This is a genomic window from Parapedobacter indicus (assembly GCF_900113765.1).
Taxonomy (GTDB): Bacteria; Bacteroidota; Bacteroidia; order Sphingobacteriales; family Sphingobacteriaceae; genus Parapedobacter; species Parapedobacter indicus.
Genome location: NZ_FOQO01000015.1, coordinates 99,307 through 122,835 on the forward strand (window position 1 = coordinate 99,307; position 23,529 = coordinate 122,835).

At 43.0% G+C, this 23,529-nt stretch carries 37 protein-coding genes and 1 tRNA gene; 35 read left to right on the forward strand and 3 right to left on the reverse strand.

Going from position 1 to position 23,529, the window contains the following annotated elements; genetic code table 11:
* The first annotated feature begins 63 nt into the window (after nucleotides 1-63).
* The 24 genes from BMZ56_RS24055 to BMZ56_RS24160 all read left to right on the forward strand — a co-directional run bounded on the left by BMZ56_RS24055 (nucleotide 64) and on the right by BMZ56_RS24160 (nucleotide 17,340).
* Nucleotides 64-1,281, forward strand: a complete 1,218-nt coding sequence (locus tag BMZ56_RS24055; RefSeq protein WP_090632072.1) for a hypothetical protein — start codon at nucleotides 64-66, stop codon at nucleotides 1,279-1,281.
* Between the two features lie 12 nt (nucleotides 1,282-1,293).
* Nucleotides 1,294-1,968 (forward strand): PD-(D/E)XK nuclease-like domain-containing protein, encoded by a 675-nt coding sequence (locus BMZ56_RS24060; protein ID WP_090632074.1) that lies wholly within the window; start codon nucleotides 1,294-1,296, stop codon nucleotides 1,966-1,968.
* A 211-nt stretch (nucleotides 1,969-2,179) separates the two neighbouring features.
* Nucleotides 2,180-2,542 carry a hypothetical protein gene (locus tag BMZ56_RS24065; protein WP_143073015.1) on the forward strand — a complete coding sequence of 121 codons (363 nt, stop codon included), beginning with the start codon at nucleotides 2,180-2,182 and terminating at the stop codon, nucleotides 2,540-2,542.
* Nucleotides 2,526-2,672 carry a hypothetical protein gene (locus BMZ56_RS25740; protein WP_177195294.1) on the forward strand — a complete coding sequence of 49 codons (147 nt, stop codon included), beginning with the start codon at nucleotides 2,526-2,528 and terminating at the stop codon, nucleotides 2,670-2,672. The genes BMZ56_RS24065 and BMZ56_RS25740 overlap by 17 nt, the downstream gene beginning before the upstream one ends.
* A 5-nt stretch (nucleotides 2,673-2,677) precedes the next feature.
* Nucleotides 2,678-3,259 (forward strand): hypothetical protein, encoded by a 582-nt coding sequence (locus BMZ56_RS24070; protein ID WP_090632080.1) that lies wholly within the window; start codon nucleotides 2,678-2,680, stop codon nucleotides 3,257-3,259.
* Nucleotides 3,256-3,531, forward strand: a complete 276-nt coding sequence (locus tag BMZ56_RS24075; protein ID WP_090632083.1) for a hypothetical protein — start codon at nucleotides 3,256-3,258, stop codon at nucleotides 3,529-3,531. The genes BMZ56_RS24070 and BMZ56_RS24075 overlap by 4 nt, the downstream gene beginning before the upstream one ends.
* Before the next feature lie 121 nt (nucleotides 3,532-3,652).
* A tRNA-OTHER gene (locus BMZ56_RS25745) sits at nucleotides 3,653-3,790 on the forward strand.
* A 29-nt stretch (nucleotides 3,791-3,819) separates the two neighbouring features.
* A complete protein-coding gene (locus BMZ56_RS24080; RefSeq protein ID WP_090632085.1) occupies nucleotides 3,820-4,815 on the forward strand; it encodes a hypothetical protein in 996 nt (331 codons plus the stop codon).
* 15 nt (nucleotides 4,816-4,830) lie between these two features.
* Nucleotides 4,831-5,181, forward strand: coding sequence for a hypothetical protein (locus tag BMZ56_RS24085; RefSeq protein ID WP_090632088.1), 351 nt, complete (start codon nucleotides 4,831-4,833; stop codon nucleotides 5,179-5,181).
* Entirely contained in the window at nucleotides 5,178-5,483 is a 306-nt protein-coding gene (locus BMZ56_RS24090; RefSeq protein WP_090632091.1) for a KTSC domain-containing protein, read from the forward strand. The genes BMZ56_RS24085 and BMZ56_RS24090 overlap by 4 nt, the downstream gene beginning before the upstream one ends.
* A gap of 182 nt (nucleotides 5,484-5,665) precedes the next feature.
* Complete coding sequence (locus BMZ56_RS24095) at nucleotides 5,666-6,073, forward strand: hypothetical protein (RefSeq protein WP_090632093.1); 408 nt, start codon at nucleotides 5,666-5,668, stop codon at nucleotides 6,071-6,073.
* 19 nt (nucleotides 6,074-6,092) lie between these two features.
* Nucleotides 6,093-6,596, forward strand: coding sequence for a hypothetical protein (locus tag BMZ56_RS24100; RefSeq protein ID WP_090632096.1), 504 nt, complete (start codon nucleotides 6,093-6,095; stop codon nucleotides 6,594-6,596).
* Nucleotides 6,593-6,991, forward strand: coding sequence for a hypothetical protein (locus tag BMZ56_RS24105; protein WP_090632099.1), 399 nt, complete (start codon nucleotides 6,593-6,595; stop codon nucleotides 6,989-6,991). Before BMZ56_RS24100 ends, BMZ56_RS24105 begins: the two co-directional genes overlap by 4 nt.
* Before the next feature lie 3 nt (nucleotides 6,992-6,994).
* Nucleotides 6,995-7,705, forward strand: coding sequence for a hypothetical protein (locus BMZ56_RS24110; RefSeq protein ID WP_090632101.1), 711 nt, complete (start codon nucleotides 6,995-6,997; stop codon nucleotides 7,703-7,705).
* A gap of 3 nt (nucleotides 7,706-7,708) precedes the next feature.
* Nucleotides 7,709-9,418, forward strand: a complete 1,710-nt coding sequence (locus BMZ56_RS24115) for a DEAD/DEAH box helicase (protein ID WP_218146659.1) — start codon at nucleotides 7,709-7,711, stop codon at nucleotides 9,416-9,418.
* A gap of 22 nt (nucleotides 9,419-9,440) precedes the next feature.
* Nucleotides 9,441-9,638, forward strand: coding sequence for a hypothetical protein (locus tag BMZ56_RS24120; RefSeq protein ID WP_090632104.1), 198 nt, complete (start codon nucleotides 9,441-9,443; stop codon nucleotides 9,636-9,638).
* A 13-nt stretch (nucleotides 9,639-9,651) separates the two neighbouring features.
* The gene (locus BMZ56_RS24125; protein WP_143073016.1) at nucleotides 9,652-9,999 is read left to right on the forward strand and encodes a hypothetical protein; all 348 of its coding nucleotides are present in this window, start codon (nucleotides 9,652-9,654) and stop codon (nucleotides 9,997-9,999) included.
* Complete coding sequence (locus BMZ56_RS24130) at nucleotides 9,996-12,542, forward strand: DNA methyltransferase (protein WP_177195295.1); 2,547 nt, start codon at nucleotides 9,996-9,998, stop codon at nucleotides 12,540-12,542. The genes BMZ56_RS24125 and BMZ56_RS24130 overlap by 4 nt, the downstream gene beginning before the upstream one ends.
* 45 nt (nucleotides 12,543-12,587) lie before the next feature.
* Nucleotides 12,588-14,579, forward strand: coding sequence for a DNA cytosine methyltransferase (locus BMZ56_RS24135; RefSeq protein WP_090632111.1), 1,992 nt, complete (start codon nucleotides 12,588-12,590; stop codon nucleotides 14,577-14,579).
* Between the two features lie 62 nt (nucleotides 14,580-14,641).
* Nucleotides 14,642-14,875, forward strand: coding sequence for a hypothetical protein (locus BMZ56_RS24140; RefSeq protein ID WP_090632114.1), 234 nt, complete (start codon nucleotides 14,642-14,644; stop codon nucleotides 14,873-14,875).
* Complete coding sequence (locus BMZ56_RS24145; RefSeq protein WP_090632116.1) at nucleotides 14,875-15,072, forward strand: hypothetical protein; 198 nt, start codon at nucleotides 14,875-14,877, stop codon at nucleotides 15,070-15,072. The genes BMZ56_RS24140 and BMZ56_RS24145 overlap by 1 nt, the downstream gene beginning before the upstream one ends.
* A 110-nt stretch (nucleotides 15,073-15,182) precedes the next feature.
* Complete coding sequence (locus BMZ56_RS24150) at nucleotides 15,183-16,004, forward strand: DUF4373 domain-containing protein (protein ID WP_090632120.1); 822 nt, start codon at nucleotides 15,183-15,185, stop codon at nucleotides 16,002-16,004.
* The gene (locus BMZ56_RS24155) at nucleotides 15,991-16,746 is read left to right on the forward strand and encodes a P-loop NTPase family protein (RefSeq protein ID WP_090632121.1); all 756 of its coding nucleotides are present in this window, start codon (nucleotides 15,991-15,993) and stop codon (nucleotides 16,744-16,746) included. The genes BMZ56_RS24150 and BMZ56_RS24155 overlap by 14 nt, the downstream gene beginning before the upstream one ends.
* Before the next feature lie 45 nt (nucleotides 16,747-16,791).
* Nucleotides 16,792-17,340, forward strand: a complete 549-nt coding sequence (locus BMZ56_RS24160; RefSeq protein ID WP_104443736.1) for a hypothetical protein — start codon at nucleotides 16,792-16,794, stop codon at nucleotides 17,338-17,340.
* On the opposite strand, the gene BMZ56_RS24165 is transcribed toward BMZ56_RS24160, so the two are convergent.
* Entirely contained in the window at nucleotides 17,337-17,588 is a 252-nt protein-coding gene (locus BMZ56_RS24165) for a hypothetical protein (protein WP_143073017.1), read from the reverse strand. The genes BMZ56_RS24160 and BMZ56_RS24165 overlap by 4 nt on opposite strands.
* A gap of 10 nt (nucleotides 17,589-17,598) precedes the next feature.
* Here BMZ56_RS24165 and BMZ56_RS24170 point away from each other — a divergent pair, with 10 nt between their 5' ends.
* Nucleotides 17,599-18,129, forward strand: coding sequence for a putative endonuclease domain-containing protein (locus BMZ56_RS24170; RefSeq protein WP_090632130.1), 531 nt, complete (start codon nucleotides 17,599-17,601; stop codon nucleotides 18,127-18,129).
* The gene (locus tag BMZ56_RS25905; RefSeq protein ID WP_218146660.1) at nucleotides 18,126-18,764 is read left to right on the forward strand and encodes a nucleoside triphosphate pyrophosphohydrolase family protein; all 639 of its coding nucleotides are present in this window, start codon (nucleotides 18,126-18,128) and stop codon (nucleotides 18,762-18,764) included. The genes BMZ56_RS24170 and BMZ56_RS25905 overlap by 4 nt, the downstream gene beginning before the upstream one ends.
* A 38-nt stretch (nucleotides 18,765-18,802) precedes the next feature.
* Here the strand turns inward: BMZ56_RS25905 and BMZ56_RS25750 are convergent, their stop codons facing one another.
* Nucleotides 18,803-18,970 carry a hypothetical protein gene (locus tag BMZ56_RS25750; protein WP_177195296.1) on the reverse strand — a complete coding sequence of 56 codons (168 nt, stop codon included), beginning with the start codon at nucleotides 18,968-18,970 and terminating at the stop codon, nucleotides 18,803-18,805.
* Nucleotides 18,971-19,043: 73 nt separating this feature from the next.
* On the opposite strand from BMZ56_RS25750, the gene BMZ56_RS24180 reads away from it, so the two are divergent.
* The 3 genes from BMZ56_RS24180 to BMZ56_RS24190 are packed head-to-tail and all read left to right on the forward strand — an operon-like array spanning nucleotide 19,044 to nucleotide 20,387.
* A complete protein-coding gene (locus BMZ56_RS24180; RefSeq protein ID WP_090632133.1) occupies nucleotides 19,044-19,679 on the forward strand; it encodes a hypothetical protein in 636 nt (211 codons plus the stop codon).
* Between the two features lie 38 nt (nucleotides 19,680-19,717).
* On the forward strand, nucleotides 19,718-20,185 hold the full coding sequence (locus BMZ56_RS24185; protein WP_090632136.1) for a hypothetical protein: 468 nt from the start codon (nucleotides 19,718-19,720) through the stop codon (nucleotides 20,183-20,185).
* Nucleotides 20,169-20,387, forward strand: coding sequence for a hypothetical protein (locus tag BMZ56_RS24190; protein WP_090632139.1), 219 nt, complete (start codon nucleotides 20,169-20,171; stop codon nucleotides 20,385-20,387). The genes BMZ56_RS24185 and BMZ56_RS24190 overlap by 17 nt, the downstream gene beginning before the upstream one ends.
* On the opposite strand, the gene BMZ56_RS24195 is transcribed toward BMZ56_RS24190, so the two are convergent.
* Nucleotides 20,384-20,596 carry a hypothetical protein gene (locus BMZ56_RS24195; RefSeq protein WP_090632141.1) on the reverse strand — a complete coding sequence of 71 codons (213 nt, stop codon included), beginning with the start codon at nucleotides 20,594-20,596 and terminating at the stop codon, nucleotides 20,384-20,386. The genes BMZ56_RS24190 and BMZ56_RS24195 overlap by 4 nt on opposite strands.
* Nucleotides 20,597-20,702: 106 nt before the next feature.
* Here BMZ56_RS24195 and BMZ56_RS24200 point away from each other — a divergent pair, with 106 nt between their 5' ends.
* The 6 genes from BMZ56_RS24200 (at nucleotide 20,703) to BMZ56_RS24225 (ending at nucleotide 23,405) form a co-directional block, all read left to right on the forward strand.
* Nucleotides 20,703-20,942 (forward strand): hypothetical protein, encoded by a 240-nt coding sequence (locus BMZ56_RS24200; RefSeq protein WP_090632144.1) that lies wholly within the window; start codon nucleotides 20,703-20,705, stop codon nucleotides 20,940-20,942.
* Nucleotides 20,943-21,142: 200 nt separating this feature from the next.
* Entirely contained in the window at nucleotides 21,143-21,340 is a 198-nt protein-coding gene (locus BMZ56_RS24205) for a hypothetical protein (RefSeq protein ID WP_090632146.1), read from the forward strand.
* On the forward strand, nucleotides 21,340-22,032 hold the full coding sequence (locus BMZ56_RS24210; RefSeq protein ID WP_090632149.1) for an adenine nucleotide alpha hydrolase family protein: 693 nt from the start codon (nucleotides 21,340-21,342) through the stop codon (nucleotides 22,030-22,032). Before BMZ56_RS24205 ends, BMZ56_RS24210 begins: the two co-directional genes overlap by 1 nt.
* On the forward strand, nucleotides 22,016-22,444 hold the full coding sequence (locus BMZ56_RS24215; protein WP_090632151.1) for a hypothetical protein: 429 nt from the start codon (nucleotides 22,016-22,018) through the stop codon (nucleotides 22,442-22,444). Before BMZ56_RS24210 ends, BMZ56_RS24215 begins: the two co-directional genes overlap by 17 nt.
* Nucleotides 22,445-22,458: 14 nt before the next feature.
* Nucleotides 22,459-22,839, forward strand: a complete 381-nt coding sequence (locus BMZ56_RS24220) for a hypothetical protein (RefSeq protein WP_090632154.1) — start codon at nucleotides 22,459-22,461, stop codon at nucleotides 22,837-22,839.
* The gene (locus tag BMZ56_RS24225) at nucleotides 22,836-23,405 is read left to right on the forward strand and encodes a hypothetical protein (RefSeq protein ID WP_090632157.1); all 570 of its coding nucleotides are present in this window, start codon (nucleotides 22,836-22,838) and stop codon (nucleotides 23,403-23,405) included. Before BMZ56_RS24220 ends, BMZ56_RS24225 begins: the two co-directional genes overlap by 4 nt.
* The last annotated feature ends 124 nt before the right edge of the window (nucleotides 23,406-23,529 follow it).

A 23,529-nucleotide genomic window follows, 5' to 3' on the forward strand; every position in this document is an offset into this window, starting at 1 on the left:
TTATAGTATAAATTGTATAATTAATACAGCCGATTTATCGGCTGTCATAACCTCAAAACAATCATGCAAGAAACCCAAACATCAGAAATCATCAAATTTGAAGAAATTAACGGTTTGATGATGTCAGCACCCGAAGTGCTTCAAAAAAACCAGTCTTTGAATGCCAAAGCTGTAGCCAAAGCTACCGCTTTGCGAGATACCATCGAAGGGCAAGGTATGAGTGACGAATTGGATTCCGAGTTAAACAAATGGATGTCCAGCGCCAAAGATGCTGACGCTCTTCTAAAACAGAGACGTTCGCCGATCACGCAGATAGCTAATCAGCTGATAAAGGCGTTCACGTCATTAGAACATCCGTTCGATGCAACAAAGAAAGACAGCTTTTATAGTGTTTTCCAGGTGTACCGCAACGGATGGGCAAAGAAAAAAGCTGACGAACAGAAAGCGAAAGAGGCCGAGATATTGCGTCGACAGAATATCGAAAAGGAAAAGATTACCCTCAAAGCCGAAATCGAGCGACAAGTACGTGAAGCGTATTCACACAAGCTTTACGAATGGAAAAATTGGGTAAACAACGTACTTGTTAACATGACGTTGCAGAATTTTGACGAAAGCAGGGCAAAGCTCGAAAACCTGACCATCGACTATCCCCGCGATAAATTTTTGATGCTTCCGGTGAATGTTACCGCCATTTACCTTCATGTCACTGAATCAGGTAAGTTGATAGGTGACATCAAAGAAAGTCTGTATCAAGAGCTTTCTGCTAATTTCCATGAAAACATGGAAGACCTAAAACAGCGCACAATCGATCAACTACCGTCTAAAAAGCGTGAACTTGAAAATATGGCAAAGGCATCGGCCGAACAGAAAGCGTTACTTGAAGCGCAAGCCGAAAAGCGCCGTCAAGAAGAAGCCGATAAGTTAAAGGCCGAACAAGAAGCGCAGCAAAAAGCTGACGCTGCACGCATTGAAGCTGAAAAGCAACTGCAGACTGCGGGTACCTTGTTTGATTCCGCTGCACAGCTTGCGGAAGTAAAAGAAGATGCCGGCAAAGTTAGACAGGGCTACAATATTGAGGTGCTGAATCCAGCCGGTTGGGGTGCCATTTTTTTCTTTTGGTTTGAAAAAGAAGGTCAGTCGATGAATGTTGCTGATATGGAAAAAAAGACCTTCAAGCAGCTCAAAACATTTTGCGAGAAATATGCCCACAAACATGGCGAAAAGATCGCAAATGAAGCGGTTGTGTACGAAGAAGAATTCAAAGCGGTCGTAACCAAGTAAGAATATCACAAGATGATGGATCCTTATTTCAGTAGATCAGAAGTCAGCCATAGCGACTTATGCGCTTTAGAAGAAATGCTTTATCCCCGGCCAGAGTTCGGGGATAAGCAAAAAGCGTTCGCTTTCGGGACCTTGCTTGACGCTATGATCACGGAGCCGCATAAAGTCGATTACTATCAGTTAAGCGTTGAAGGTCAGTATTCTGATTACCCGTTTACAAAAAGCGATTTCGAAGTCGCCGCCGCTATGAAACGCGCTTGCATGAAAGATACGTTTGCTAAGATGCTGATTGAAAATGCAGACTTCCAAAGCGTGTCAACGGCTTATGAGTTCCCTATTGAATATGGCGGGTTTGAGTTCCAGCTTACTGCAGGTGTTCGTTGCAAGTGGGATTTACTGGTAAGGCTTTGGAAAATGGGCGGAGATATAAAAAGTACCGCCTGTGAGACGCAAAAGCAATTCGAAGAAGCGTGCGAACACTTCCGCTATTACCGGTCACGCGCCTGGTACATGGATATCGAGGGAACGAATAAAGACATGATCATCGGTATCAGCAAGAAGAATCAAAAGGTATTTAAAGTGCCGATCAATAGGGGTGATAAGCTTTATAATCACGGAAAATCACAGTATCAAGACATTGCATTCAAATACTGGCTTTACGTGGACGGATTTAAACAAGCTGCATAAATGAACCCAGATTTATCACTTTACTATTCCAAAGATAGCCGTTTGAGAAGCTTCGAAGATATGCACATGCATATACTAGCTGAGTTCGGTGTCGAAATAGAAGGTATAGTATTGGGCGATGGTCGAAACGTAAAGTACAGGTTTGAAGATGAAGAATTGGGAGCATGTGAGTACTGGCCATCTTCGGACAAGGTACATATTCACACTACTAATGAATGGATTTCTCCAGGTATCTACTGGCTGTATAAAAGGTATACTAAATAATCAATTAGAAATGACAGGAATTGAATTAATCGCCAAAGAGCGACAACATCAAATTGATAAACATGGATTTACAGGCGAGCATCACGCTAATCATCCCGAGTGGTATGATGATAACCAAATGATAGATGCGGCGTCTCTACTGGTAGAACCGGATATCTCAGGTAATGTTTGGTATCCGAAAAATTGGGATAGCCATTGGTTTTATGACCTATGCCGTAGAAGCCACAAGGAACGGCTAATCATTGCCGGAGCTTTGATAGCTTCTGAAATTGACCGCTTAAATAATCTAGAAAATGAACAACATAATTAAAGCACTCAAAGACTTCCCTAAGCTCAATGTCTCGCGAATTGCCAATAAGCTTGGGTTGACGGTATTCGAAGTATCACAGGCGCAACACGAGTACCTTAAAAAATTCAGGAAACGAGTTTATACCGATTAATTAATATGAGAACAACAGTCAAAACAGCAAAAGAGGTATCGATCAGCCGCAATATCAGCAAGGCAAAGATCAACAAAGGAGGTGGCTTGGATGTCACCTATTACGAAACCATTATTTTCACTGATGGCGACGGTCAGGAGGTCGAACTTAGCCGCCAACAAACGTCAGAGGGCCGTAACCTCATACATGACGACATGCAGGCGGCTTTCGATATGCTGCGTACCCATTTGGCCATCATTTGCGACCAGCCAGAAGCTAAAGACAAGACTTTCTATGAGCTGGATGAAGATGTAGAACGGCTAAACAATTTCAAAGTTAGCAGCTATTCTATCGGTGGCAGCGGTAATCATGAAGGTGTTTCGATATCCGGTAACCGCAGACTTCGCGGCGGCAGGGTGTTGAATCTCAATGCGCCTTTTACGAAATACTTCGACGAAAACGATCCGTATGAGAGCGCGACGGAACTCCAAAGCTTGATCAACCATTGCAACGAAGAAGTATTGGAGTATTTGGACGGTAAAATAAAACCCAATGCCCAGGGAGATTTGTTCGATCAGGCCGAGAGTGAAGCGGAGGATATGGAATGAGTAAAATCAAAAGAAAGTCGGAAAAATTAGCTGGACTTGCCAAAAAGGTATTCGGAGAAGATTTAGTGGCTGAAGCTTTTGTACTAGGTGAAAATTATGGTTCTGATAAAAATAACACGAAAGTGTTAGACAAAATTGAAAGTCATCTCACCGAAGAAGATGATGGATTTGTATACGACTACATAGATTGTATAGAAATCAGATTTTGTAACAATAGATTGGTAAGATTTACCAATTCTGAATGGGCTTCAATACATCTTATTTCCGAATAGCAAAGATTAATTAACTAAAGTTTAACCGTCAGGTGTGTTCTTTATAGCTGCGAATCAGGGGTGATTTATGCTTTGAAACATTAGTTAGCAAGCGCTGCCGGTCGCTTAATACCGGCAAAACGTCGAGGTGGCGGAATTGGTAGACGTTCAAGGGGCTAATAAGGTATGCATTCCTTCCGTAGCCGAATGGATGATGGAGCCAACAGTAATAATGCATCAGAGGCCCTTCATCGTGCTGGTTCGAATCCAGCCCTCGACACTAATTTTTAACTCTTAAACAAAACAATTATGTCACATTTCACAGTAATGGTCATTGGAAATGACCCAGAAAAACAATTAGCACCTTATCAGGAAAACAACATGGGCAACTGCCCAAAAGAATATTTGAAATTCAATGATGTCGAGGCCGAACATAGAGAATCCTACTCGACTGACGAGACAACCGTATTTGTTTCTCCTGAAGGAAAACTATTCTCAAAGTATAATGATCAGTTTCGCGTTGCGGGTGGATTATTGGAAGGTTCAAAATACATGTGTCCAAAGGGATGGACAGAAAAAGAAGTCCCTGTTAGTGTATTGTACCCCACTTTCGAGCAATATATGTCTGACTATTGCGGTAACGAGCGCAATGAGGACGGTACGTATGGTTATTGGGAAAACCCCAATGCAAAATGGGATTGGTATCTGCTGGGTGGTCGTTGGACAGGATTTTTCAAACTGAAAAAGGGTGCTAAAGGGATAGTTGGAGATACCGGAATAATGACCCCGACAGCTAAACCAGGCTACGTTGATCAAGCTCGTTTGCGAGACATCGACACACAAGGAATGAGGGTTGAGGCTAAGCAGGACGCTATCAACAAATATAATAGAATAGCAAGTTTTTTCGGTGGCGAGATACCAACCCTAGAATTTAAGTGGAAAGACCTGTTGGCAGACGAGACCAAAACAATCGATGAAAAGAGATTCATCTATCACGACCAAATCGCCATAAAGAGGTTGAATGAAATCCGTAATTCCGACAAACTAGCTTTTCGGGAGCTAGCATTTTTGAATCTCGATGACTTTCAAATTTCCCTTGAGGAGTATGCGGATAAGGCAGCTAACGAAGCTATGACGCCATTTTCTGTTTTGAAGGATGGAAAATGGAGTGAACGAGGCGAAATGGGTTGGTGGGGAATTGTTAGTAACGAGAGGGACAGAGGCGATTGGGATGAGGAATTTAATAAGCTTATTGATTCGCTTCCCGAAGATACATTGATTTCAATTTATGATTGTCACATATAACCAAAAACAAATAAAATGAAAAAGTACAGACTAAAGCCCGAGGCGGTACCATTCTTTAGTGAAAGTATTGCCACTCAAATTCTTGACCTTGAAATATGGAAAAAAAATCATGTTGAACCAAAGGCACTAGAGGAAGTTGAAGATGCGTATTTGTCTTATGGTCAAAAGTCCGGTGAAAATAGCAAGAACTTAGGTGGATGGGATAAGGATGGATCAGAATTTCTGTTCACGGTACATTTCCCTAGCGTTAAGTTTCGCGAACACGACGAATTTTCCAAGGGAAAGGTCATACGCGGATTGATGGATAGGATTCAAAGCTGCATCAATAATTTTTATAGTGACTTCGTAAACGACAAACAATCATGAAAACAGTAAACATCAATGGAGTGGATTATCAGGTAGATGATCGCTTTGCAGACTTCACCATTCATCAAAAGCCGTCTAGCAACGTAGCTTTCTTTGGCTACAACGAAGACGGACATTTCTTTATCCAATTCCAAAACGGCGGAGCTTATGTATATGAGCATATCGAGGCCGATGTAATAGCCGGTGCCGTACAAGCCGAATCCATCGGAAAGTATTACCGCGCCTTCATAGCGGTCAAGCATCCTTCAACAAAGCTCACTGATAGTATCGTGTTGGTGCCTGAAAAGGCTGTTGATTTCTGATAAAATTATACAAATGGTATAAAAAGTATGAGGGGTAAGAACACTTTTAAGCGGCCGCATATCGAATATGCGCCGCTTATACAACAAAACAAAAATTCCGACCCAAAGCGGACGGTATATGACACTGTAATATCGTTGATCATCGTTGCAGCTGCCTTTTTGCTGTCACTAATTTTTGGCTAATGAAAAATCATAAACCGCTGTTGATATCCAATGGATTTGGGTACACAGATTTCCGGATTACATGTGACCGAAGATTTGCTGTGATTACCGGCAATGGATATCCTGTCATTAACAACCACGATGACGGCGCTATACTTGCACCGTGGGATTGGGAGTTAATCCAAGAAGTTTCCAGTGACGGCCAGTGGGTACCCTTTGGCGAACCTTCAAAGGATTCGTACCCACAGTTCAGGAGTTATATAAAGGTGTCAGATAAGCCGTGTCAAACTTATTTCGACCAGGAAAGTGGAGATATTTTCGCGATACGTCGTGGCGCTGATGTCGTTATTTTCGGGCTGATAACGGTTCTGTGTGTTGCCCTTGTTGCGGGGTTGGTTTGGATGACTAGGATAGGAGGTGTTTCGTGAACAATCAAGAAACTAAATTATGTCATTCCTAATCAAGATATATCCCGATCAATATTACTGCGGTGGTACCGGCGATCCCGGTCGGACGCTTTTAAAGGAGAATGCAAAGCGTTATGATTCCGAGAGCTCTGCAAGGATAGCGACGAGCGTACTAAATTCAAAATACCCACACAGGATTTACGAAGTCGTTGAAGAAAATCTTTTATCCCAATTTGAGGTGCCTTACGGTTATTCATCATGGGCAAACTTTCTTCAAAAACATCCGGGGTTGTTAGAGATCGATGATCCTCAATATAAGGTGCTGATAAAGCATGAAAAAAGCCGGGAATTAACAGGAATCCGACTATCGGAAATATTTCGAGAGGTGGCACTTGAAAAATTACAGCAGCAACTCAATACCGAAGAATGCACCATCATTTTACGTGCCTTGGAAGCTGTTGAGCTAGCTTATACCGGTTTGACAAAAACGAAGATCAAGGCTTTGGGCGACAAAATTTATCACATCAGATATTTACTTAGATGAACAATCAAGAAGCAAAAGAAAAAGCCATACGCGAGGCGTACGGTGATCTTTGGGAGACGGTGAAAAGTGACGTCAATACAACGGGATGGTGTACATTATTTATTATGTACGTCCATGACGATAATACAGATATAGATGTCGTACGTGATCACATCCGACACGATCCTATAAAATGGCGTCCAAAATCATTGCGTGGAATAAATAGTAACAACGGTTGGAACCGTATCGATGGGCTGGATTCTCTTCCGCGGGGAAACTGCATTTATACTGTTTTAGGTAAATCCGGTAACATTGAAGAATGGTCATTCACCGGTGGGGATAATTGTATAGCTATTTGGCTAGAATACTTCACCCACTGGCGACCTCTAGTTGAATTACCAAAACCAATTTATTAGATCATGAATTACCAAATTATAACCAACGAATCCGCGCTGCGGGCGTTCATAGAGTGGCTTCCGGATTTGGAACTTCACGAAACGTTCTATTGCTGCCTGTTTGCTAGAAGCAAATACGTGAGGGATTCGTCTAATGTACTACCGCACATACGTAGCGACAAAGCGCAACTGAAACGGTTTACATCCAACAAAGAGAGACTGTTTGATAAAATCCGTCAACTTGAGTGTCCTTTAGGCTCTTATAAACAAAAGGATTTGGTTGTACCACAAGAAGCGCTGGCGCTTTACATAACTATTAATCCAAGGTCGTTTATCAAGGCAAACACTTCTAGTGTCCGAAAACTTCTTGATTTGGCACTACAGCCCTACAACGGATTCCATCCGTACCAAGAGGTCATGAGTGAAATCCAGAAGGCTAAAAGCCGAAGCGTGTTCGTGTCGTTTGATTTCGATATTCCTAAGCCAATGCCGAACGATTTATTTATGGCAGTCTACGAATCAGTAAACACACGAGCAATACAATGGGTTGAGACGCGAGGTGGCTACCATCTCACCATCCGAACATCAGAAGTATCAGATAACTACAAGAAAAATTGGTATCAGGAAATACGCAAAATATTATCCCGATTCAGTCAAGATCACGACAACGCTGGTGATATCATGCTCCCTGTACCTGGTACCATTCAAGGCGGTTTTACCCCGAAATTACTTTAATTCATGAGTATAGGAAGCGCTCTGCACATAGGTGCAAATTTCAGAATAGATTTTAAGTATAACCCGAAGGTCGTACAGGCTATCAAAGAATTGCCAGAACGTCGGTTTGATTTCAACGAAAAGGTTTGGTTTGTACCTGCTAAACACCGCGATGAAGTGGTAAGATTCTGCAAGAAATTCAATCTTACCTTTGGAGTGAAGCACGTGGAAGAACCTCAATTTTCGATGGAAATACCACCGTTGCCCGAGCTGGATATAAACATCCCACTAAAACGGGATTTACGACCATACCAACGCCCGGGCGTTGCTTACACCATATCAAAGCAAAGGTTAATCATGGGTGATGATATGGGGCTTGGGAAAACCATGCAAGCTATCGCCTCCGTTGAAGGTCTGCACGTGTTGGGAAAACCAGTTTATCCCTGTCTTGTAATATGCCCGTCAGCCGTAAAGGAGAACTGGAAGCGTGAGATTGAAAAGACGGTTCACAAAAAGGCCATAATTATGGCAGACAGCGTAAAAAACACCTTCCCTGAGTTCTACCGAACGGGGTTGGCCCAATTCTTCATCGTCAACTACGAAAGTTTAAAGAAGTATTTCGTTGATCATATCGATGACCCCGGCAAGGATAAAAACGGGCGTAAGAAGCCGCTCCGGATTTACCACATCCATTTCAAAGAAAAGTATCTCAATTTCTTCAAAGCAGTAATTGTTGATGAAAGCCATCGCGTCAAAGCATTGTCGACACAGGCTACAAAATTCACGAAAGGCGTTTGCACGGGGAAGGAAACCATTCTTTTGCTGACAGGAACCCCGGTAATCAATAAGCCAAAAGATTTGATTTCACAATTGGGTATATTGGACCGGTTGCCCGATTTCGGTGGCTACAAGGCGTTTGAAGAAAGGTATTGTTCAGGCCCGAATGAAGCCAGTAATCTGAAGGAGCTGAACTACAAGCTAAATGTCAGTTGCTTTTATCGCAGGAATAAAACGGATCCGGAAGTGAAGAAGTATCTGCCTGATAAATCGAGGCAAGTAGTTTTGTGTGATCTCAACGAATCGGCGCGCAAAGAATACAATCACGCGCAAGCCGATCTTGAAAGCTACATGAAGCAATACAAGGATGCCAGCGACGATCAAATAAAGAAGTCGATGAAAGGCGAGGTGATGGTGCGTATCGGTATCCTGAAAAACATTTCTGCCCGTGGCAAGCTCAAAGACGCATTCGACTTTATTAAAGATGTTATAGACGGTGGTCAAAAGATTGTTGTTTTCTGTAACCTCACTGATATCGTCAGGGCTGTACAGGAAAAGTTCCCGCGGTCGGTAAGGCTTACCGGAGCGGAAAACGCAACACAGAAGCAAGCTTCGGTGGACGCTTTCAAGAATAACCCGAACGTTGATCTGATCGTGTTAAACCTGAAAGCAGGAGGGGTAGGAGTGGACGGATTGCAGGACGTAGCTACGCAGGTTTGCTTTATCGAATTCGGTTGGCACGCCGCCATTATGGACCAAGCGGAAGATCGGCTTTACCGAATGGGACAACATTCAAATGTCATGTGTACGTACTTCCTGGGTAGGGCAACAATTGACGAATGGAACTACAAGCTTATCCAAACGAAACGTGAGATCGCCAACACCGTGACAGGCAATGAAGATTTGACAGACGTTAGCATCGTAGACGATTTAGCCAATCTATTTAATCAAAAATAATACTAATAGTATAACTTGTATAATGAGACACGACAATTCAGAGAAACTAGGCAAAGGAATCGCTAAGGTTTTAGACGGACAGAAGATATTCGATAACCGCGATACGATCAGTGGCAAGCGTAAAGTTCGGATCAACGCAACTACATGGGTTTACACGTCAAAAACCGACAAAGAGGTAAAAGAGTGGTATAGTCGGAAATTTGAAAATAGGGGGATTTGAAATGGGAATCAAAATGGATAAATCAAGCCTGAATCTTTTCTACCGTGTTGGCCACCTTTATACCAAGCAAGGTTTATGGTACGACAAGCATGGAAACTTCACGGGATTGATTCACCGAAAATTCAAGTTCTGCCTAAACAGTGATCTGCAGATGCCATTTGACAATGATTGCGTTGGCTGGCTGTCTGCAACAAAAACGCTGAATGAACTTTTCAACTGGTTTACGTTAGAAGATATTCAGGAGCTTCAACAGCATGACTTCGTAGTATGGGAATATATGGTCAGCAATTGGAAACAACACAACGGCCACTGGCTTATAAATCAGGAAACCAGCATAGCTATCGAAAGGATTACATTATGAATTATATCGAGTTCTTAGAAAGCAAGGTTGTTGTTGCTGAAAACTTCGGTGCTACGATTGATAAGCGTTTGCTGTCGGACACTTTGATGCCACACCAAAAGGCAATTGTCCCTTGGGCGATAGAAGGCGGCAGACGCGCTATTTTTGCGTCGTTCGGGCTAGGCAAAAGTGTTATCCAGCTGGAAATAGCTAGGCAGGTAATATTGCTTACAAAAAAGCATTTCCTGATCTGTATGCCGCTGGCCGTTGTCGGGGAATTTCGCCGCGACAATGATATGTTGGGTACCGGCCTAGAAATCGAATACATAACCGATACCGATGATATAGAAGATGTCAGTGAATTTGATAACTTCCTCAACTACATCGAGGGAATAGACGATCCCGGTCCGAAAATCTATTGCACCAACTATGAGCGGGTACGGAAAGGTGATATCGACCCGAACAAATTCGGCGGTGTTTCTTTCGATGAGGCCAGCATACTTCGGAACCTGAAAACTGAAACAACCAATTACGTGTTACAGCATTTCAAAAGCGTACCGTATCGGTTTGTTGCAACCGCAACACCCACGCCAAATGACTTCATCGAGATTCTGAACTACGCGGATTATCTGGGTGTGATCGACCGGGGACATGCTTTAACGCGCTTCTTTCAACGAGACAGTACAAAGGCTGGCAACCTTACATTGTATGAAAACAAGAAAGAAGAATTTTGGAAGTGGGTTGCCACCTGGGCGGTATTTATCAATAAGCCTTCCGACTTGGGATTCGACGATACCGGTTACAACCTTCCCAAGCTGAATCTCCACGAAGTCGAGGTGACTAACGTAGTTGACGGGCCTATCGTCAACAAAGACGGTGAATTGGTTTTGTTCAAAGATACCACCAAAAGCCTTGTAGATGTCAGCCGAGAAAAGTCAGAAAGCGTCGCGTTACGGGTGCAAAAGGCTTTCGATATCCTGAACGATAACGGAGATGTTTCCAACTGGATTATTTGGCACCATTTGGAGAGTGAGCGTGCGGAAATCGAGCGGAGATTCAAAGGTACCCAATTGAAATCTGTCTATGGCTCCCAAACTAACAAGGAAAAGGAAGATTTATTGATCAGCTTTTCGAACGGCGAATATTCGATTCTTTCCACCAAGCCTAAAATCGCAGGATCCGGATGTAATATGCAGCACGCCTGCAATAATATGATTTTCGTCGGCATCGATTACAAGTTCAATGACTTCATCCAGGCTATTCACCGTTGCTACAGGTTCGGGCAAACGAAAGAGGTGAACGTTTGGGTTATCCTAACACAGAATGAACGGGATGTGCTCAAGAAGCTCAAAATGAAATGGGCAAACCACATCGAACTACAAACCGAGATGGTGAACATCGTACGAGAATACGGCCTAAACAGCGACAAAATCAAATCAGACATGAAACGACAACTCTTCAATAACAGGCGAACGGCCACCGTAGGCGAAGCCACCGTTTACAACGATGACACAGTCAACGTGCATAAGGATATGCCGGACAACAGCACAGGCATGGTCCTCACCTCAATACCTTTTGGGGATCATTACGAGTACAGCGATAATTACAACGATTTCGGCCATAACTTCGGTAATGGCAAGTTCTTTGAGCAAATGGATTACCTTACGCCCCATCTTTTGAGAACACTCAAGCCGGGGCGTATCGCGGCCGTCCACATCAAAGACAGGATCCGTTACAGTTATCAAAACGGCACTGGCTTTACAACTATCGACGATTTTAGCGCTGACGTATCTTATCATTTCAGGAAACACGGCTTTCATCTTGTTGGCAAGATAACCATCACTACCGATGTTGTCCGCGAAAACAATCAGACATATCGGCTGACATGGGGCGAACAGCGAAAGGATGCCACCAAGATGGGAGTGGGGCTACCCGAATACATCTACCTATTCCGCAAAGAACCTTCATCATCTGACAACGCCTACGCAGATGACCCGGTTGTAAAAACAATTGATGAATACCTGTTGAGCCTATGGCAGCTTGATGCGCATGCGTATTGGAAGTCATCGGGCGACCGCTTCCTTTCGTTCGATGAGCTAAGTAAGTACGACATGAAGTTCGTTTACAATGCTTGGAAAAAATACGATAAGGAACATATATACAACTTCCAAGAGCATTTGAGGGTTTGTGAAGATTTGGCTACAGTTGACCGGCTATCCAAATTGTTTATGACCATTCCGCCAACAAGCAGTAATGACCTCGTTTGGACAGATATCAACAGAATGAACACCCTAAATGCCAATCAGGCAAACCGAAAAAGGGAGAAGCATATTTGTCCCCTGCAGCTGGATATCATCGATCGGCTAATCTATAGGTTCACTAACGAAGGTGATTTAATCGACGATCCGTTCGGGGGTTTATTCAGCACAGCCCATCAGGCGTTGAAGCTCGGGAGGAAAGCAGTATCAGCTGAACTAAATCCCGATTATTACGATGACGGGCTTTTCTACCTGAAAGCATTGGAGTACAAATTAAGCGTCCCCACGCTTTTTGATTTACTGTAAAATTATACAAATAGTATTAAATGTATAAATCTAAAATTCATCAAAATGATAAACCTCTTTATAACAGGAACAAAACCCAAAATCCAAATCGTTTCTAACCCTGACGATATTCAATTCATAGTTATTGACCTATTTTGCGGGGCCGGTGGCGTCACTACAGGATTCGCGAAAGCAAGGCTAAAAGGTAAGCAGATAGCAATTATTGCCGCTTGTGTAAATCACGATCCCAAAGCCCTGGAAAGCCACTGGAAAAATCATCCTGACGTTGTTCACTTTGAGGAAGATATCAGAACCCTAGAATTAGGGCCTTTGGTTGAACTAATCAACGATTACCGCAAAGCCTACCCGAAAGCCAAAATTTTGCTTTGGGCATCATTGGAGTGTACAAATTTCAGCAAGGCAAAGGGTGGCCAGCCCCGTGACGCCGATAGTCGAACACTTGCCGACCATCTCCATCGATATATTACCGCGCTGAATCCTGACTACGTCCAAATCGAAAATGTAGTTGAGTTCATGAGCTGGGGACCGCTCGATAAGAACGGAAAGCCCGTTAGCCGCCGCAGTGGATCCGACTGGCTAAGGTGGAGAGAATCGATAAACAATCACGGTTACCGTGATGATTGGCGGGAACTGAATAGCGCCGACTTCGGCGCATACACGGCTAGAAATCGTCTTTTCGGTTGTTTTGCTAAGCCGGGATTACCAATTGTTTGGCCGCAACCTACCCATGCTAGGAATCCAAAAAAAGAAGGCTTGTTCGGCGCTGGATTAAAGAAGTGGATGCCTGTGAGGGATGTGTTGGATTTTGAAGATGAAGGTAAGAGCATATTTGACAGGAATATACCGCTTTCCCCTCGCACACTGGAACGAATATACGCAGGACTAATTAAGTACGTTGCCGGGGGTAAGGATGCTTTTCTTTCTACCTACAACTCGGGAAATCCTGAATCACGAAACACCCCATTAGATCGGCCGTGCAGGTCACTTCTTACAGCCAATACCCACGCGAAAGTACAGTGCAGTTTTATATCAAAATATTTTTCAGGAAAGCCCGAAGGTAAGGTGATTTCGACAAATGGCCCAGCTGGTACTATTACCACCTCTGCCAATCAATCCTTAGTGCAGCCTGTTTTTATGGTGAACTACAACCACTCATCCAAATGTGCCGATGTAAATAAATCATGCCCGACCTTGGTGACCCGCGATAAGCTTGCCTTGGTCAAAACCGCTTTTCTAGCAAAATACTACGGAAACGGCTACAACATCCAGTCAGTTGACGAACCTGCAGGTACACTTACAACGAAAGATCGGTTTACCAAAGCCCAGGTGGTTTGGCTCGATAAAACATACAATAGCCCGGCAAATCATCAAGGAATAGATCGGCCGGCCGGCGTTGTTATGGCTAATGATAAGCACCAAAAGGTACATGCTGTTTGGCTCGATAGAAATTTCACCAATGGGGGCCAACATTCGTCAGTAGACCTTCCAGCCGGTGCGGTCATGCCTGTACCAAAGATGAACAAGGTGGAGGCTATTCCCTTTATCCTGAATCCAAACTACGGGAACATTGGCAAATCCATTGACGAACCCGCACCGCCGTTGCTGGCCAGCCGCCGACACTATTACATTGTCAATCCGTCACACGGAGGACATACCATGGGAACCGATGTGCCATGCCCGGTAATCGTTGCCCGGCAAGATAAAGCGCCTCTTTACTTGATGGAGGTTGATGAATCTCCAATGTTGGTGTTCGACGCGCCGAAATTCCTGAATGATGATGATTGGGCCTATATTTTAGAAGGCAAAGGTGAAATGTCTATCAGGTTGAAGATTATTGAATTCATGTTTCTGTACAACATATCAGACGTCAAAATGCGTATGTTAAAGGTACTGGAGTTATTACTAATTCAGGGGTTCCCCGGTGACTATATATTGGTAGGAAACCAATCTGATCAAAAGAAGTTCATTGGCAACAGTGTTCAACCCGATGTGCCTAAAAACTGGATGGAAACAATCGGGTTGGCTTTATTGAATTAGTTTGGGCTCTATCCGCAGCTGTAATAAAAACGATCATCTTTTTGATTCATAAGTTATTGATAATGTCAGAGAAAAGAAAGCCTGTTTTAACCATGTTGCTTAGATATGAGGGCAAAAATAAGTCCAATAAGATTGAGTTATTCCGTGCCACCGACTTCGATAAGCCCAACAAGAAAAATTCGGAAAGGTTATTCAGGATTCGTGTCAACGGCAAATGGTGGCCCAATGGAAGCAAAGAAAGTTTCTTCTACAAATCAAGGTTAATGCATATCATCAACAATGCGATACATATCTAATGGAAAGCTATGAACACATATCAATGGTCAATCGGTACCTATACGGCGAAATGGAAGCCTGTACCGCCATGATCGAGTTTCTTAAATCCAAGGGACTCGACACCACCGATCTGCGCGACAGGCGCTTTCGGATAAAGCAGATGATAGATAGGAATTTGGACAAATTAGACTTTGCTTTGGATGCTGAATTTAAATAATTATCTTTACATCATCCCCCTGATTTCGCACGCTATATCATCCGATATACGGCTATCCTTTTGCTTTGAAATTATACTATTAGTATCATTTGTATTTTTTACAATGTCACATGGCTGGTAGACCAAAAAAGAACACCGTAGACTATTTTCCGCATTACATAGGTGACGGGAAAAAGATACAATTCATCGAGGCTAAATACGGCAACGACGGGTATGCCACATGGTATAAAATACTCGAGTCGCTGGCCCGTACATCCGATCATTACCTAAATCTGAATGAAGAAATCGACACCATGTTTTTGGCCTCGAAATGCCGTGTAGATGTCGATAGTTTGGAAGCAATTATCACTGATTTATCCAAGCTCGGAGCCATCAATAAAACGCTTTGGGAGCACCGGATTATCTGGTCAGAAGTCTTCATGGAAAGCATAAAAGATGCCTACAGAAAACGTACATCCAATTCGTTGACGCTTTCGGATATATGCCGCCACTTATATGCCGAAAATGTAATTTCCGTTGACTTAAATTCAATTTCCGGCGCCGGAAATACACGAAATATAGAAAGGGAAATAGAAAGGGAAATAATAGAAAAAGAAAAGGGAAATTTAGGGGCGGATTTTGATCCGCCCGCACCCCCAAAAAAATCAATTGAGGAAAGGAAATTATCCTTCAAAATTTCCGTAGAAAAATACATCGCTGAGTACGACCGAGAGATGCTCAATTCCTTCTATCGATACTGGACCGAAATGAACGAAGGTGGAAGGAAAATGCGCTTCGAAATGGAAAAGGTTTTCGAGGTGAAAAAAAGGCTCGTCACTTGGGAGAAAAACGATTTAAAATTCAAATCACATCAAAATGGAAAAAGCAATCAAAACAATCGTGCAAGACGACATGACCCAGCTCCAAGAAGCGAAGGTTATGGAAAATTATGATCACATCATTCTGACGGATGAAGAAAAACGCGAAGCACTACGACTTGCCCGGAAACGAAAGCATTTTGCCATCCAGTCAAAAAAATATTGGGACAAAGTGAATGCCCCTGTTGAATATCCTAGATTCGATTCGGAACAAATGTATTTTTGGTTTGAGAAATCCGTAAAAACGATTCAATCTGATTTTAAGCTCAACGAATACAACAGGTTTATAATTTCGCTTTTGTCATATTACTTTTCCGAAGATCCCCGGTTTGAAGAAAATGGCCAATACTCCCTCAACAAAGGAATCATGCTAGTCGGACCGGTCGGTTGCGGCAAAACCACAATCATGCGGGCATTCCAGGTAAACCCCTCAAATGGGTACGCTATTGTAAGCAGTAGGCGCGTATCCGAAGAATATACCGACAAAACCGAAGGCGGCAATATCGCCATTGATAAATATTCCAATCTTCTTGCAGTTTACCCGCGCCAAAACTTCGGGCAAAGCGAAATTGGCTACTGTTTCGACGATCTCGGCACCGAAAATGCAAAAAAACACTTCGGAAATGAAGTCGATGTCATGGGTAACATCATCCTCAACCGCTACGATTTGCCCGGAAACAAGAACAAAACGCATTTTACCGCCAATCTTGCAGCAGACGAAATCGAAGAACTCTACGGCCCGAGAGTAAGATCACGGCTACGGGAGATGTGCAATTTCATCGAATTTTCGCCCAATTCGCCCGATTATAGAAGATAACATGCTGAATACCACAACAAGAATTACACACTAAGCAAACTCATAATGAATTTAGGATTTTCAGAAAGGTGGCCGAAACAGATGCCAGCGAACATGGCAGGCCAACCGACTTACTTCATCGAAAAGATTTGGCAAGGGGCTTTTGACAACCTTCTTGTTGAAAAAATTGACTACACGAATTATGATTTAGCGTACAAGTCTAAATTCGATCGTGCCTGGGATTGGCGGCAGGATTGGGATATGGTAAACAGTAAGCCTCATCCAAAGCTTCACACCATCCGAGGCGGCAATCGTTGGAAAGCGGGGGACAAGATACATTTCGTGATCAACAGCAGATCAAAGAACCGTTTCCAGTTCATGCCTGTTTTGCATGTTATGAGCGTTCAGGATATTGAAATCATACACACCGGCTACACGCCCAACTTTCCGTTGGTCATGGTGCATAACGGAAAGAATCTTATGAATCCGATGGGGTACGACGAAATGAAGCAACTGGCCCTTAACGACGGATTCGATAGCATTGGAGATTTCTTTGCTTGGTTCAACGGTGACTTCACTGGGCAAATTATTCACTGGACGGATCTGAGATACTAACGATAGTAAGATGAAATCACTGTTTCTGCAATCGTTTCGTAATACAGCGGGCCTTCCTCTTCGTTCCATTCGTATCGTTTCGAATTCAGGTTGTAAATGCAAATCGGATCATGGCCGTCTTCGCTGGATTTATCCCGTTCGGAAATGGCTTGTTGAAGTGATGAATAGGTGTTGTGAGTGTTGAAGCCTTCTCGCAATTCAATCACCAACAAATAAGGTTTATCGAACATATCTTTAAGTTTCTTCAAATATAGCGAAATGAAATCGAATTGGGGGGCAAGTTTAGTGAAGTCTCTAAAGCAACGAGGCTGGCAAGAGCGAAACAACACGATTTTGCCGCCAAATTTAGCGCAGGTTGAACGAACAATAAATTTTGATGTCATTACACACGAAAAGAAAACAAAGCGCTCTAAGGGCGTAAAAACAGGTTGGATTGATGACACAAGAAATCTTAAAAGCAAAGAAACGCAGCGAGACACATTTACCATGCTCATACTGCAGGAGCTGGGTTTAGAAGTTTGGCCGGAATTCCATTTCAGCACCGAGCGCCGCTATCGCATCGATTATGCAATACCCGTGGCCAGTGACGGACGGGTCCTGAAAATCGCGATTGAGCAGGAGGGTGGCATATGGGCTAAAGGCAATAGCGGCCACAGCTCGGGGACCGGAATCAAACGTGACATGGACAAAAACAATCTTCTTCAATCATCCGGATGGCGGTTAATCAGGCGTACGCCGTCCGAGTTGATAACAAACGAAACGCTTGAATTAATCAAACGAATGCTATGAAATTATTAACCCAAGAAACTGGTAAATGCTGCGAAAAAGCACTACCCAGCGAAACAACCTGCAAGGATTGCAAAGAATCAAACGATGCTTACAGCCGCGAACTAGGCGTAATTCCCCATCCGGAAGATGTGCTTTTCAAGTATGTGGCTAAAGTGATAAATTTGGGAAGCGTTGTTGATGCTATGGAAGAATATATGAACCTTCATGCCAAACCGTTGAGAAAAAAGATCGATCGTATGGAGCAACGAGGTGTATCTACATTACGCGAAGCCTTGTCACGGTTCCAAGATCTATGTTATAAGCGCAACAAAGAAGCTGGTTGGCATTCCGATTTGGATGGAGTGCCTTTTTCTTCCGAAAAGCAAAATGATATGTTTCCGACACGTATTGCGTTGATACATTCGGAAATAACAGAATCATTTGAAGGTTTCCGTAAAGATTTGCCGGATGACAAATTACCTCATCGAGCAATGGCAGAGGTTGAATTGGCTGACGCGACCATTCGTATTTTCGATTTGGCCGGGGCTATGGGTTATGACCTATCCGGTGCTATCATCGAAAAGATGGAATACAATCGCACGAGGGCAGATCACAAGCGAGAAAACAGAATCAAGAAAAACGGAAAGAAATTTTAAAAGTGCGCGAGTCAATTATCTTGACTCGCACATTACGATTAGCACTTTTGTCTTGTGTTGAACCATTGTCCCGAACCATTGCATTTCAATAATTGACCGTTCCAACACCAAGTTTGCCCCGGCGTGCAGCTTTGATAATTTTCGGGTAGTTCTGATTCTTCAATTTCGAACTCCTCATCGTCGATAATAATTTTTACAGTTGCCATAATAATTGGTTTTAATTTTTGTCGTGTAAGTTAATAATAAATCTGGATTTCTGGTTTTTTAAAAAAATTAAAAATGACATCAGATAAGATTTACGATGCGGTCCAGTGGTTGTACGGAAATTGCGACCACCGGCTGCAAAACGTTTTCATCTACAATTGGGAAAGCGACTTTTTCTGTATAACCAAATCTCATTATTCAGTCGAGGTGGAGGTCAAGGTCAGCCGTTCCGACTTCTTTGCCGACTTCAAGAAGCCGAAACACAAGCTATTCGAGAATTCCAGAAAAACAATCTATTGCCGCAATGACGGTACCTCAAAGCTCGGATTTCAAGTCAAGGATCCTGATTCGAAATACGGTTGGAAGTGGGTGTATTACGAAAGCTCAAATGTCACTTTCATCAATCCCCAGGAATTCACGCCTAACAAATTCTACTTCGCATGTCCGGAAAACATGGTCAAGCCGGAAGAGGTACCCGCCTATGCGGGACTGATCTACGTTCCAGATAGGTTTATGAGCGTACCATGCTACGAAGCGAAGAAAGCGCCATTCTTGCACAAGTTCCGCAAGAATTTCACCGGCGTCCTGATGAGTAAGTACTATCACCGTGTTTTGAACGCAAAAAGGCAGCTTAGTTTCCTGACTTTTGAACATGAAAAGGATGAACCGATAAGGAAAGAGCTGGAGAAAATAATTAAGATATTACAATAAAAATATACATATAGTATAAATTGTATTATTTTTGTCTCATGCAGGTTTTGTTAGAGAATCCGAAATTGGTTCTCAATGTGCTTAGGCGTGATTTCCCTAACGTATTAGAGCAGATTGAAACCAAAATCAAAACGATCATACCCGACGTCACGCTAAGCGATTTTGGAGATATCAGGTGGATAGTCGATGACTACTGTCTAGCAAAGGGCGTTTCGCTAAAAGCCTGGATGAACGTTCCCGGGTTCAAACGCATTACCCATCACCGAGAAGTGTTGGTTGCGCTGATCATTAAATTCTACCAGCCTGAACGGCTTGCCGGAATAGAAGGTAGCTTCAACAAAGGATTTCTACTATCGCTAAGCCGCCACCTCAACTGTACGTATGCAGTGGTTAGGTATTCGCTGGCTGCGGCATTGTCAAATTACAATATCTATCCGGCCTTTAGGAAAGAGGTGGATGATCTTTATGAAAACTTCAAGGATAATTTCAATGGCAACCCCAACTAAAAATCAGAAAGCTGAAACACAGGCTAAGGACGAATTCGAATCGGGCTACAAAAGTAAGCTCATGCTGGGAAACAAGGTCAAGACTGACATCTATACCACAAACCCAAAGACGGTTTTTTCAATAGAGGGGGCCGTACCCGATAAAGTGTCCATCGAGTTACTGCAAGCCATCGATTCGGTTTTGGCGAAACACAGGCTTTAGGGGATAATCTGCTGGAAGTGATATTCCTTACCGGCGATCACCTGGACAAATTTTTTTTGTTCTTTGAATTTCAAAACGTAGCTGGCATAGCCCAGCGCATTAGGTTCGATCTCTTGAAATCTATCGATAAGATGTTTGAGGTTTGTTTCAACGACTATCGCCGTGTTGTCTGAAATGATTGTGTATAATTTGGTAACATTTGGATTCATATCCACAAAGGAAAGGAATAAAATTTAATATGCGTATGAATAATGTAAAATAAATTTGCATAATTAAATATGTGTACGTATATTTGAATTATCAAAACAACACATCATGACAGAACTTCAATTTGAAATCGTATCAGAGCAGCGCCTAGAAACGTTGTTCACTTACGCCCAAGTACATTTCCTTGCTAAGCAAGGTTCGTTCATTCTCAAAAATGAAATCGTAGAAGATGAAAATGAAGATGAAGAATTTTTCATAAACCTTTGTTACGAAAGTGGAAAGGTCGCTATTTGCTTCAAAGAACAGGTAGACGGTTTAATAAAGCTCATTGATAAACATTTTGAGTAAGCTGTTATGAAAGCAAGACGTAAAAGAGCCGCCAAAGCATTGTTAGACATCGCTAACGACTATGAAGTAAAGCAACGTAAGTTCCTTCGAAACATCCGCTTCACCGAGACATCCGCACACTGGTCCGGTCAAGCTCACGATTATTCCGTTGCTCTGTAAATAATACTATTTGTATAATTTGTATATTTAAATCAATCATCATGAAACAATTTATTTGCATTTGGGGCGATTGGGGTCACCCTAACTGTTACGACCCTCAACACAAAGAAGTAGACGAAAGCTATTTCACTTTAGAAAATGGTTACAACAACGAGGCTATAGAAAATATCAACAACCTCGAAGCCGGTCAGAAATGGGATGACGAAAATGGCGGTCACCTGGTAGTACGATTTAAGTAATGGAAACATCCGAACAACTTTGCGAGCGTATCGCCGAAAAAGCAAACGGCGTGGCTATCGTTTCTTTCTCACTAGGGAAGGACTCGATAGCTGCATACATCAACATGCGCAAGTACTTCGATAAAATATACCCGGTGTTTTATTACATGGTCCCCGGCCTTGAGTTCCAGCAGAAATCAATCGAGTACTACGAAAACGAGGTTTTCCAGCAACGTATCCTGCAATTCCCGTCACCTGCGCTATATCGCCAACTAGCATATTTCATGTACCAGAATCCAGCTGCAGTTGACTACATCCATAGTCAAGACATTTACATCCCGCATTATGACGAAGTATTCGCCGCCGCAAAGCTTGATTTAGACCTACCGATTGAAACGTATGTTGGGGTTGGCGTCCGTATGAATGACAGCCTCAACCGCCGTATAAGCATCCAGCGTTACGGTGCTGTAAACGAAAAGCGCAAGCAGTTTTATCCTGTTTTCGATTGGAACAACGAGCGCTTGATAAGCGAGATCCGTTCATCAGGTATCAAGTTGCCAGTAGACTACCGTATTTGGGGGAGATCGTTCGACGGTTTCCATTACAAGTTCCTGAAACCCCTGAAAGATCACTTTCCCAACGATTACGAAAAGTGCAAATCACTATATCCATTCCTTGACTTAGAATTATTGAGACATGGCGAAAAAATCTAAAACACCATCATCAGACCCGTTCGACGCATTCAACAGTTTTTCTAGCTTTGACGACTTCGATAGCTTTGATAAAGAAGCCGAAAGCGACGTTGTGACCGAACATGAGAGCTTAGAAGCTGAAGCTAAAGCTGAAGTGACCGATCACATGCTTGCCATCCGAGAAGCGACTAAAAACACGCAAAAAAGCCTACAAGATCAGTGGTCAACAGACTTCTACTTTTGTGCATTCTTTGCCGATCAGGCCCAGCGCGATGAGTTCCTGCAAAAAGCCGGTGCGTTAGGTCTTGTAAAAGATAATTTCATCAACGGCCAAAAACTTGCCGAACTGTTAGGTATCGACCTAACGCCGCGAACAATCGAAAAACCAAGGTTATTCGCTCCTAAAAAAGACTGGTTTGACATCACACTTTAAAATCAAATAAAACAATGAAAAAACTGTTATTTATCGCCGCAATTACGATTGCCGCATGCTCCAAAGAGCAATTACCCGAAACCCAATCAGTGACTTATCAACTCAATTGCAAAGATTGCGTTATCTACCTGGAAGATGATAAGTGGAATCATTACAACGAACTGGACCGCAGCAAATTTCAATATTTCAACGTGAAGGGATCATTCACATACACCTTTGATAACGTGGGCCAGCTCGATACCGTGAATGCGAAAGTCTTTGTTTCAGTTTTCAATGCTGCTCAGCGAATCGACCTAACAATATCAGAGAACCTTCGCGGGAAATCAGTCAGGCTCGTAGACACCTTGGGGTTACCTTATGCATTAGAAAACAAAGTGAAATTGCCTCTACGATGAAACTCCACGACTTAAAGCCCGGCCAGCGCTTCACCTTCGCAGACAAGCACAGAGGGAAGGTGTTTGAATACATTCTCGGTAATAATCGAACAATAATTTTTATGGATTTGGCTACAGGAGAGTACAGACAGACGTACCATAACCGTGAAATGTTCCGTAAAGAAGTGATCCTTGAATCATCAGAAGGCAAAATATTGATATTAACACCTGACGATATAGAGGTATTTACCCGCATTGTACAGGTAGCAATGCAGATATCGTCCGAAGAAGGTGAACCGGAATCTAACCGATCAAGAATCAATGAATTGTATTTGAAAATCACAGGCCGTACAGGTAGGAAAATTGATTTGCCCGATGACGTCATTATTGATAAGCGACTTCCAATTGCCGTTGTCGTAGATTCCCACGGCGATTTCCTTGATTATGTAAAACATCTAGGGAAACCTGACGAAAAATACCATGAGGTCAGCAAACATGAAGATTGCCGCGGTATGGTGTTTAAGGACGTGATATGGGATAGTGGGTACACTGAATTGTACGATGCGGCAAAAAGCAGAATTAGATAGAGAGTAATTAACAGATTGTTTCACCAAATTCAATAGCGATGTTTCGAAGATTAGCGAACAGAGTGCGTGGGTTGTTCAACCGAGGCGGTAACCGCGGGGCAAGCTCCAGCGGACGCGCCGCCGG

What these genes read in the sequence shown, in the direction of transcription:
- BMZ56_RS24055 (WP_090632072.1), top strand. Translation starts at nt 64, where the DNA reads ATGCAAGAAACCCAAACATCAGAAATCATCAAATTTGAAGAAATTAAC.
- BMZ56_RS24060 (WP_090632074.1), top strand. Translation starts at nt 1,294, where the DNA reads ATGATGGATCCTTATTTCAGTAGATCAGAAGTCAGCCATAGCGACTTA.
- BMZ56_RS24065 (WP_143073015.1), top strand. Translation starts at nt 2,180, where the DNA reads ATGAATGGATTTCTCCAGGTATCTACTGGCTGTATAAAAGGTATACTA.
- BMZ56_RS25740 (WP_177195294.1), top strand. Translation starts at nt 2,526, where the DNA reads ATGAACAACATAATTAAAGCACTCAAAGACTTCCCTAAGCTCAATGTC.
- BMZ56_RS24070 (WP_090632080.1), top strand. Translation starts at nt 2,678, where the DNA reads ATGAGAACAACAGTCAAAACAGCAAAAGAGGTATCGATCAGCCGCAAT.
- BMZ56_RS24075 (WP_090632083.1), top strand. Translation starts at nt 3,256, where the DNA reads ATGAGTAAAATCAAAAGAAAGTCGGAAAAATTAGCTGGACTTGCCAAA.
- BMZ56_RS24080 (WP_090632085.1), top strand. Translation starts at nt 3,820, where the DNA reads ATGTCACATTTCACAGTAATGGTCATTGGAAATGACCCAGAAAAACAA.
- BMZ56_RS24085 (WP_090632088.1), top strand. Translation starts at nt 4,831, where the DNA reads ATGAAAAAGTACAGACTAAAGCCCGAGGCGGTACCATTCTTTAGTGAA.
- BMZ56_RS24090 (WP_090632091.1), top strand. Translation starts at nt 5,178, where the DNA reads ATGAAAACAGTAAACATCAATGGAGTGGATTATCAGGTAGATGATCGC.
- BMZ56_RS24095 (WP_090632093.1), top strand. Translation starts at nt 5,666, where the DNA reads ATGAAAAATCATAAACCGCTGTTGATATCCAATGGATTTGGGTACACA.
- BMZ56_RS24100 (WP_090632096.1), top strand. Translation starts at nt 6,093, where the DNA reads ATGTCATTCCTAATCAAGATATATCCCGATCAATATTACTGCGGTGGT.
- BMZ56_RS24105 (WP_090632099.1), top strand. Translation starts at nt 6,593, where the DNA reads ATGAACAATCAAGAAGCAAAAGAAAAAGCCATACGCGAGGCGTACGGT.
- BMZ56_RS24110 (WP_090632101.1), top strand. Translation starts at nt 6,995, where the DNA reads ATGAATTACCAAATTATAACCAACGAATCCGCGCTGCGGGCGTTCATA.
- BMZ56_RS24115 (WP_218146659.1), top strand. Translation starts at nt 7,709, where the DNA reads ATGAGTATAGGAAGCGCTCTGCACATAGGTGCAAATTTCAGAATAGAT.
- BMZ56_RS24120 (WP_090632104.1), top strand. Translation starts at nt 9,441, where the DNA reads ATGAGACACGACAATTCAGAGAAACTAGGCAAAGGAATCGCTAAGGTT.
- BMZ56_RS24125 (WP_143073016.1), top strand. Translation starts at nt 9,652, where the DNA reads ATGGATAAATCAAGCCTGAATCTTTTCTACCGTGTTGGCCACCTTTAT.
- BMZ56_RS24130 (WP_177195295.1), top strand. Translation starts at nt 9,996, where the DNA reads ATGAATTATATCGAGTTCTTAGAAAGCAAGGTTGTTGTTGCTGAAAAC.
- BMZ56_RS24135 (WP_090632111.1), top strand. Translation starts at nt 12,588, where the DNA reads ATGATAAACCTCTTTATAACAGGAACAAAACCCAAAATCCAAATCGTT.
- BMZ56_RS24140 (WP_090632114.1), top strand. Translation starts at nt 14,642, where the DNA reads ATGTCAGAGAAAAGAAAGCCTGTTTTAACCATGTTGCTTAGATATGAG.
- BMZ56_RS24145 (WP_090632116.1), top strand. Translation starts at nt 14,875, where the DNA reads ATGGAAAGCTATGAACACATATCAATGGTCAATCGGTACCTATACGGC.
- BMZ56_RS24150 (WP_090632120.1), top strand. Translation starts at nt 15,183, where the DNA reads ATGGCTGGTAGACCAAAAAAGAACACCGTAGACTATTTTCCGCATTAC.
- BMZ56_RS24155 (WP_090632121.1), top strand. Translation starts at nt 15,991, where the DNA reads ATGGAAAATTATGATCACATCATTCTGACGGATGAAGAAAAACGCGAA.
- BMZ56_RS24160 (WP_104443736.1), top strand. Translation starts at nt 16,792, where the DNA reads ATGAATTTAGGATTTTCAGAAAGGTGGCCGAAACAGATGCCAGCGAAC.
- BMZ56_RS24170 (WP_090632130.1), top strand. Translation starts at nt 17,599, where the DNA reads ATGAAATCGAATTGGGGGGCAAGTTTAGTGAAGTCTCTAAAGCAACGA.
- BMZ56_RS25905 (WP_218146660.1), top strand. Translation starts at nt 18,126, where the DNA reads ATGAAATTATTAACCCAAGAAACTGGTAAATGCTGCGAAAAAGCACTA.
- BMZ56_RS25750 (WP_177195296.1), bottom strand. Translation starts at nt 18,970, where the DNA reads ATGGCAACTGTAAAAATTATTATCGACGATGAGGAGTTCGAAATTGAA.
- BMZ56_RS24180 (WP_090632133.1), top strand. Translation starts at nt 19,044, where the DNA reads ATGACATCAGATAAGATTTACGATGCGGTCCAGTGGTTGTACGGAAAT.
- BMZ56_RS24185 (WP_090632136.1), top strand. Translation starts at nt 19,718, where the DNA reads ATGCAGGTTTTGTTAGAGAATCCGAAATTGGTTCTCAATGTGCTTAGG.
- BMZ56_RS24190 (WP_090632139.1), top strand. Translation starts at nt 20,169, where the DNA reads ATGGCAACCCCAACTAAAAATCAGAAAGCTGAAACACAGGCTAAGGAC.
- BMZ56_RS24195 (WP_090632141.1), bottom strand. Translation starts at nt 20,596, where the DNA reads ATGAATCCAAATGTTACCAAATTATACACAATCATTTCAGACAACACG.
- BMZ56_RS24200 (WP_090632144.1), top strand. Translation starts at nt 20,703, where the DNA reads ATGACAGAACTTCAATTTGAAATCGTATCAGAGCAGCGCCTAGAAACG.
- BMZ56_RS24205 (WP_090632146.1), top strand. Translation starts at nt 21,143, where the DNA reads ATGAAACAATTTATTTGCATTTGGGGCGATTGGGGTCACCCTAACTGT.
- BMZ56_RS24210 (WP_090632149.1), top strand. Translation starts at nt 21,340, where the DNA reads ATGGAAACATCCGAACAACTTTGCGAGCGTATCGCCGAAAAAGCAAAC.
- BMZ56_RS24215 (WP_090632151.1), top strand. Translation starts at nt 22,016, where the DNA reads ATGGCGAAAAAATCTAAAACACCATCATCAGACCCGTTCGACGCATTC.
- BMZ56_RS24220 (WP_090632154.1), top strand. Translation starts at nt 22,459, where the DNA reads ATGAAAAAACTGTTATTTATCGCCGCAATTACGATTGCCGCATGCTCC.
- BMZ56_RS24225 (WP_090632157.1), top strand. Translation starts at nt 22,836, where the DNA reads ATGAAACTCCACGACTTAAAGCCCGGCCAGCGCTTCACCTTCGCAGAC.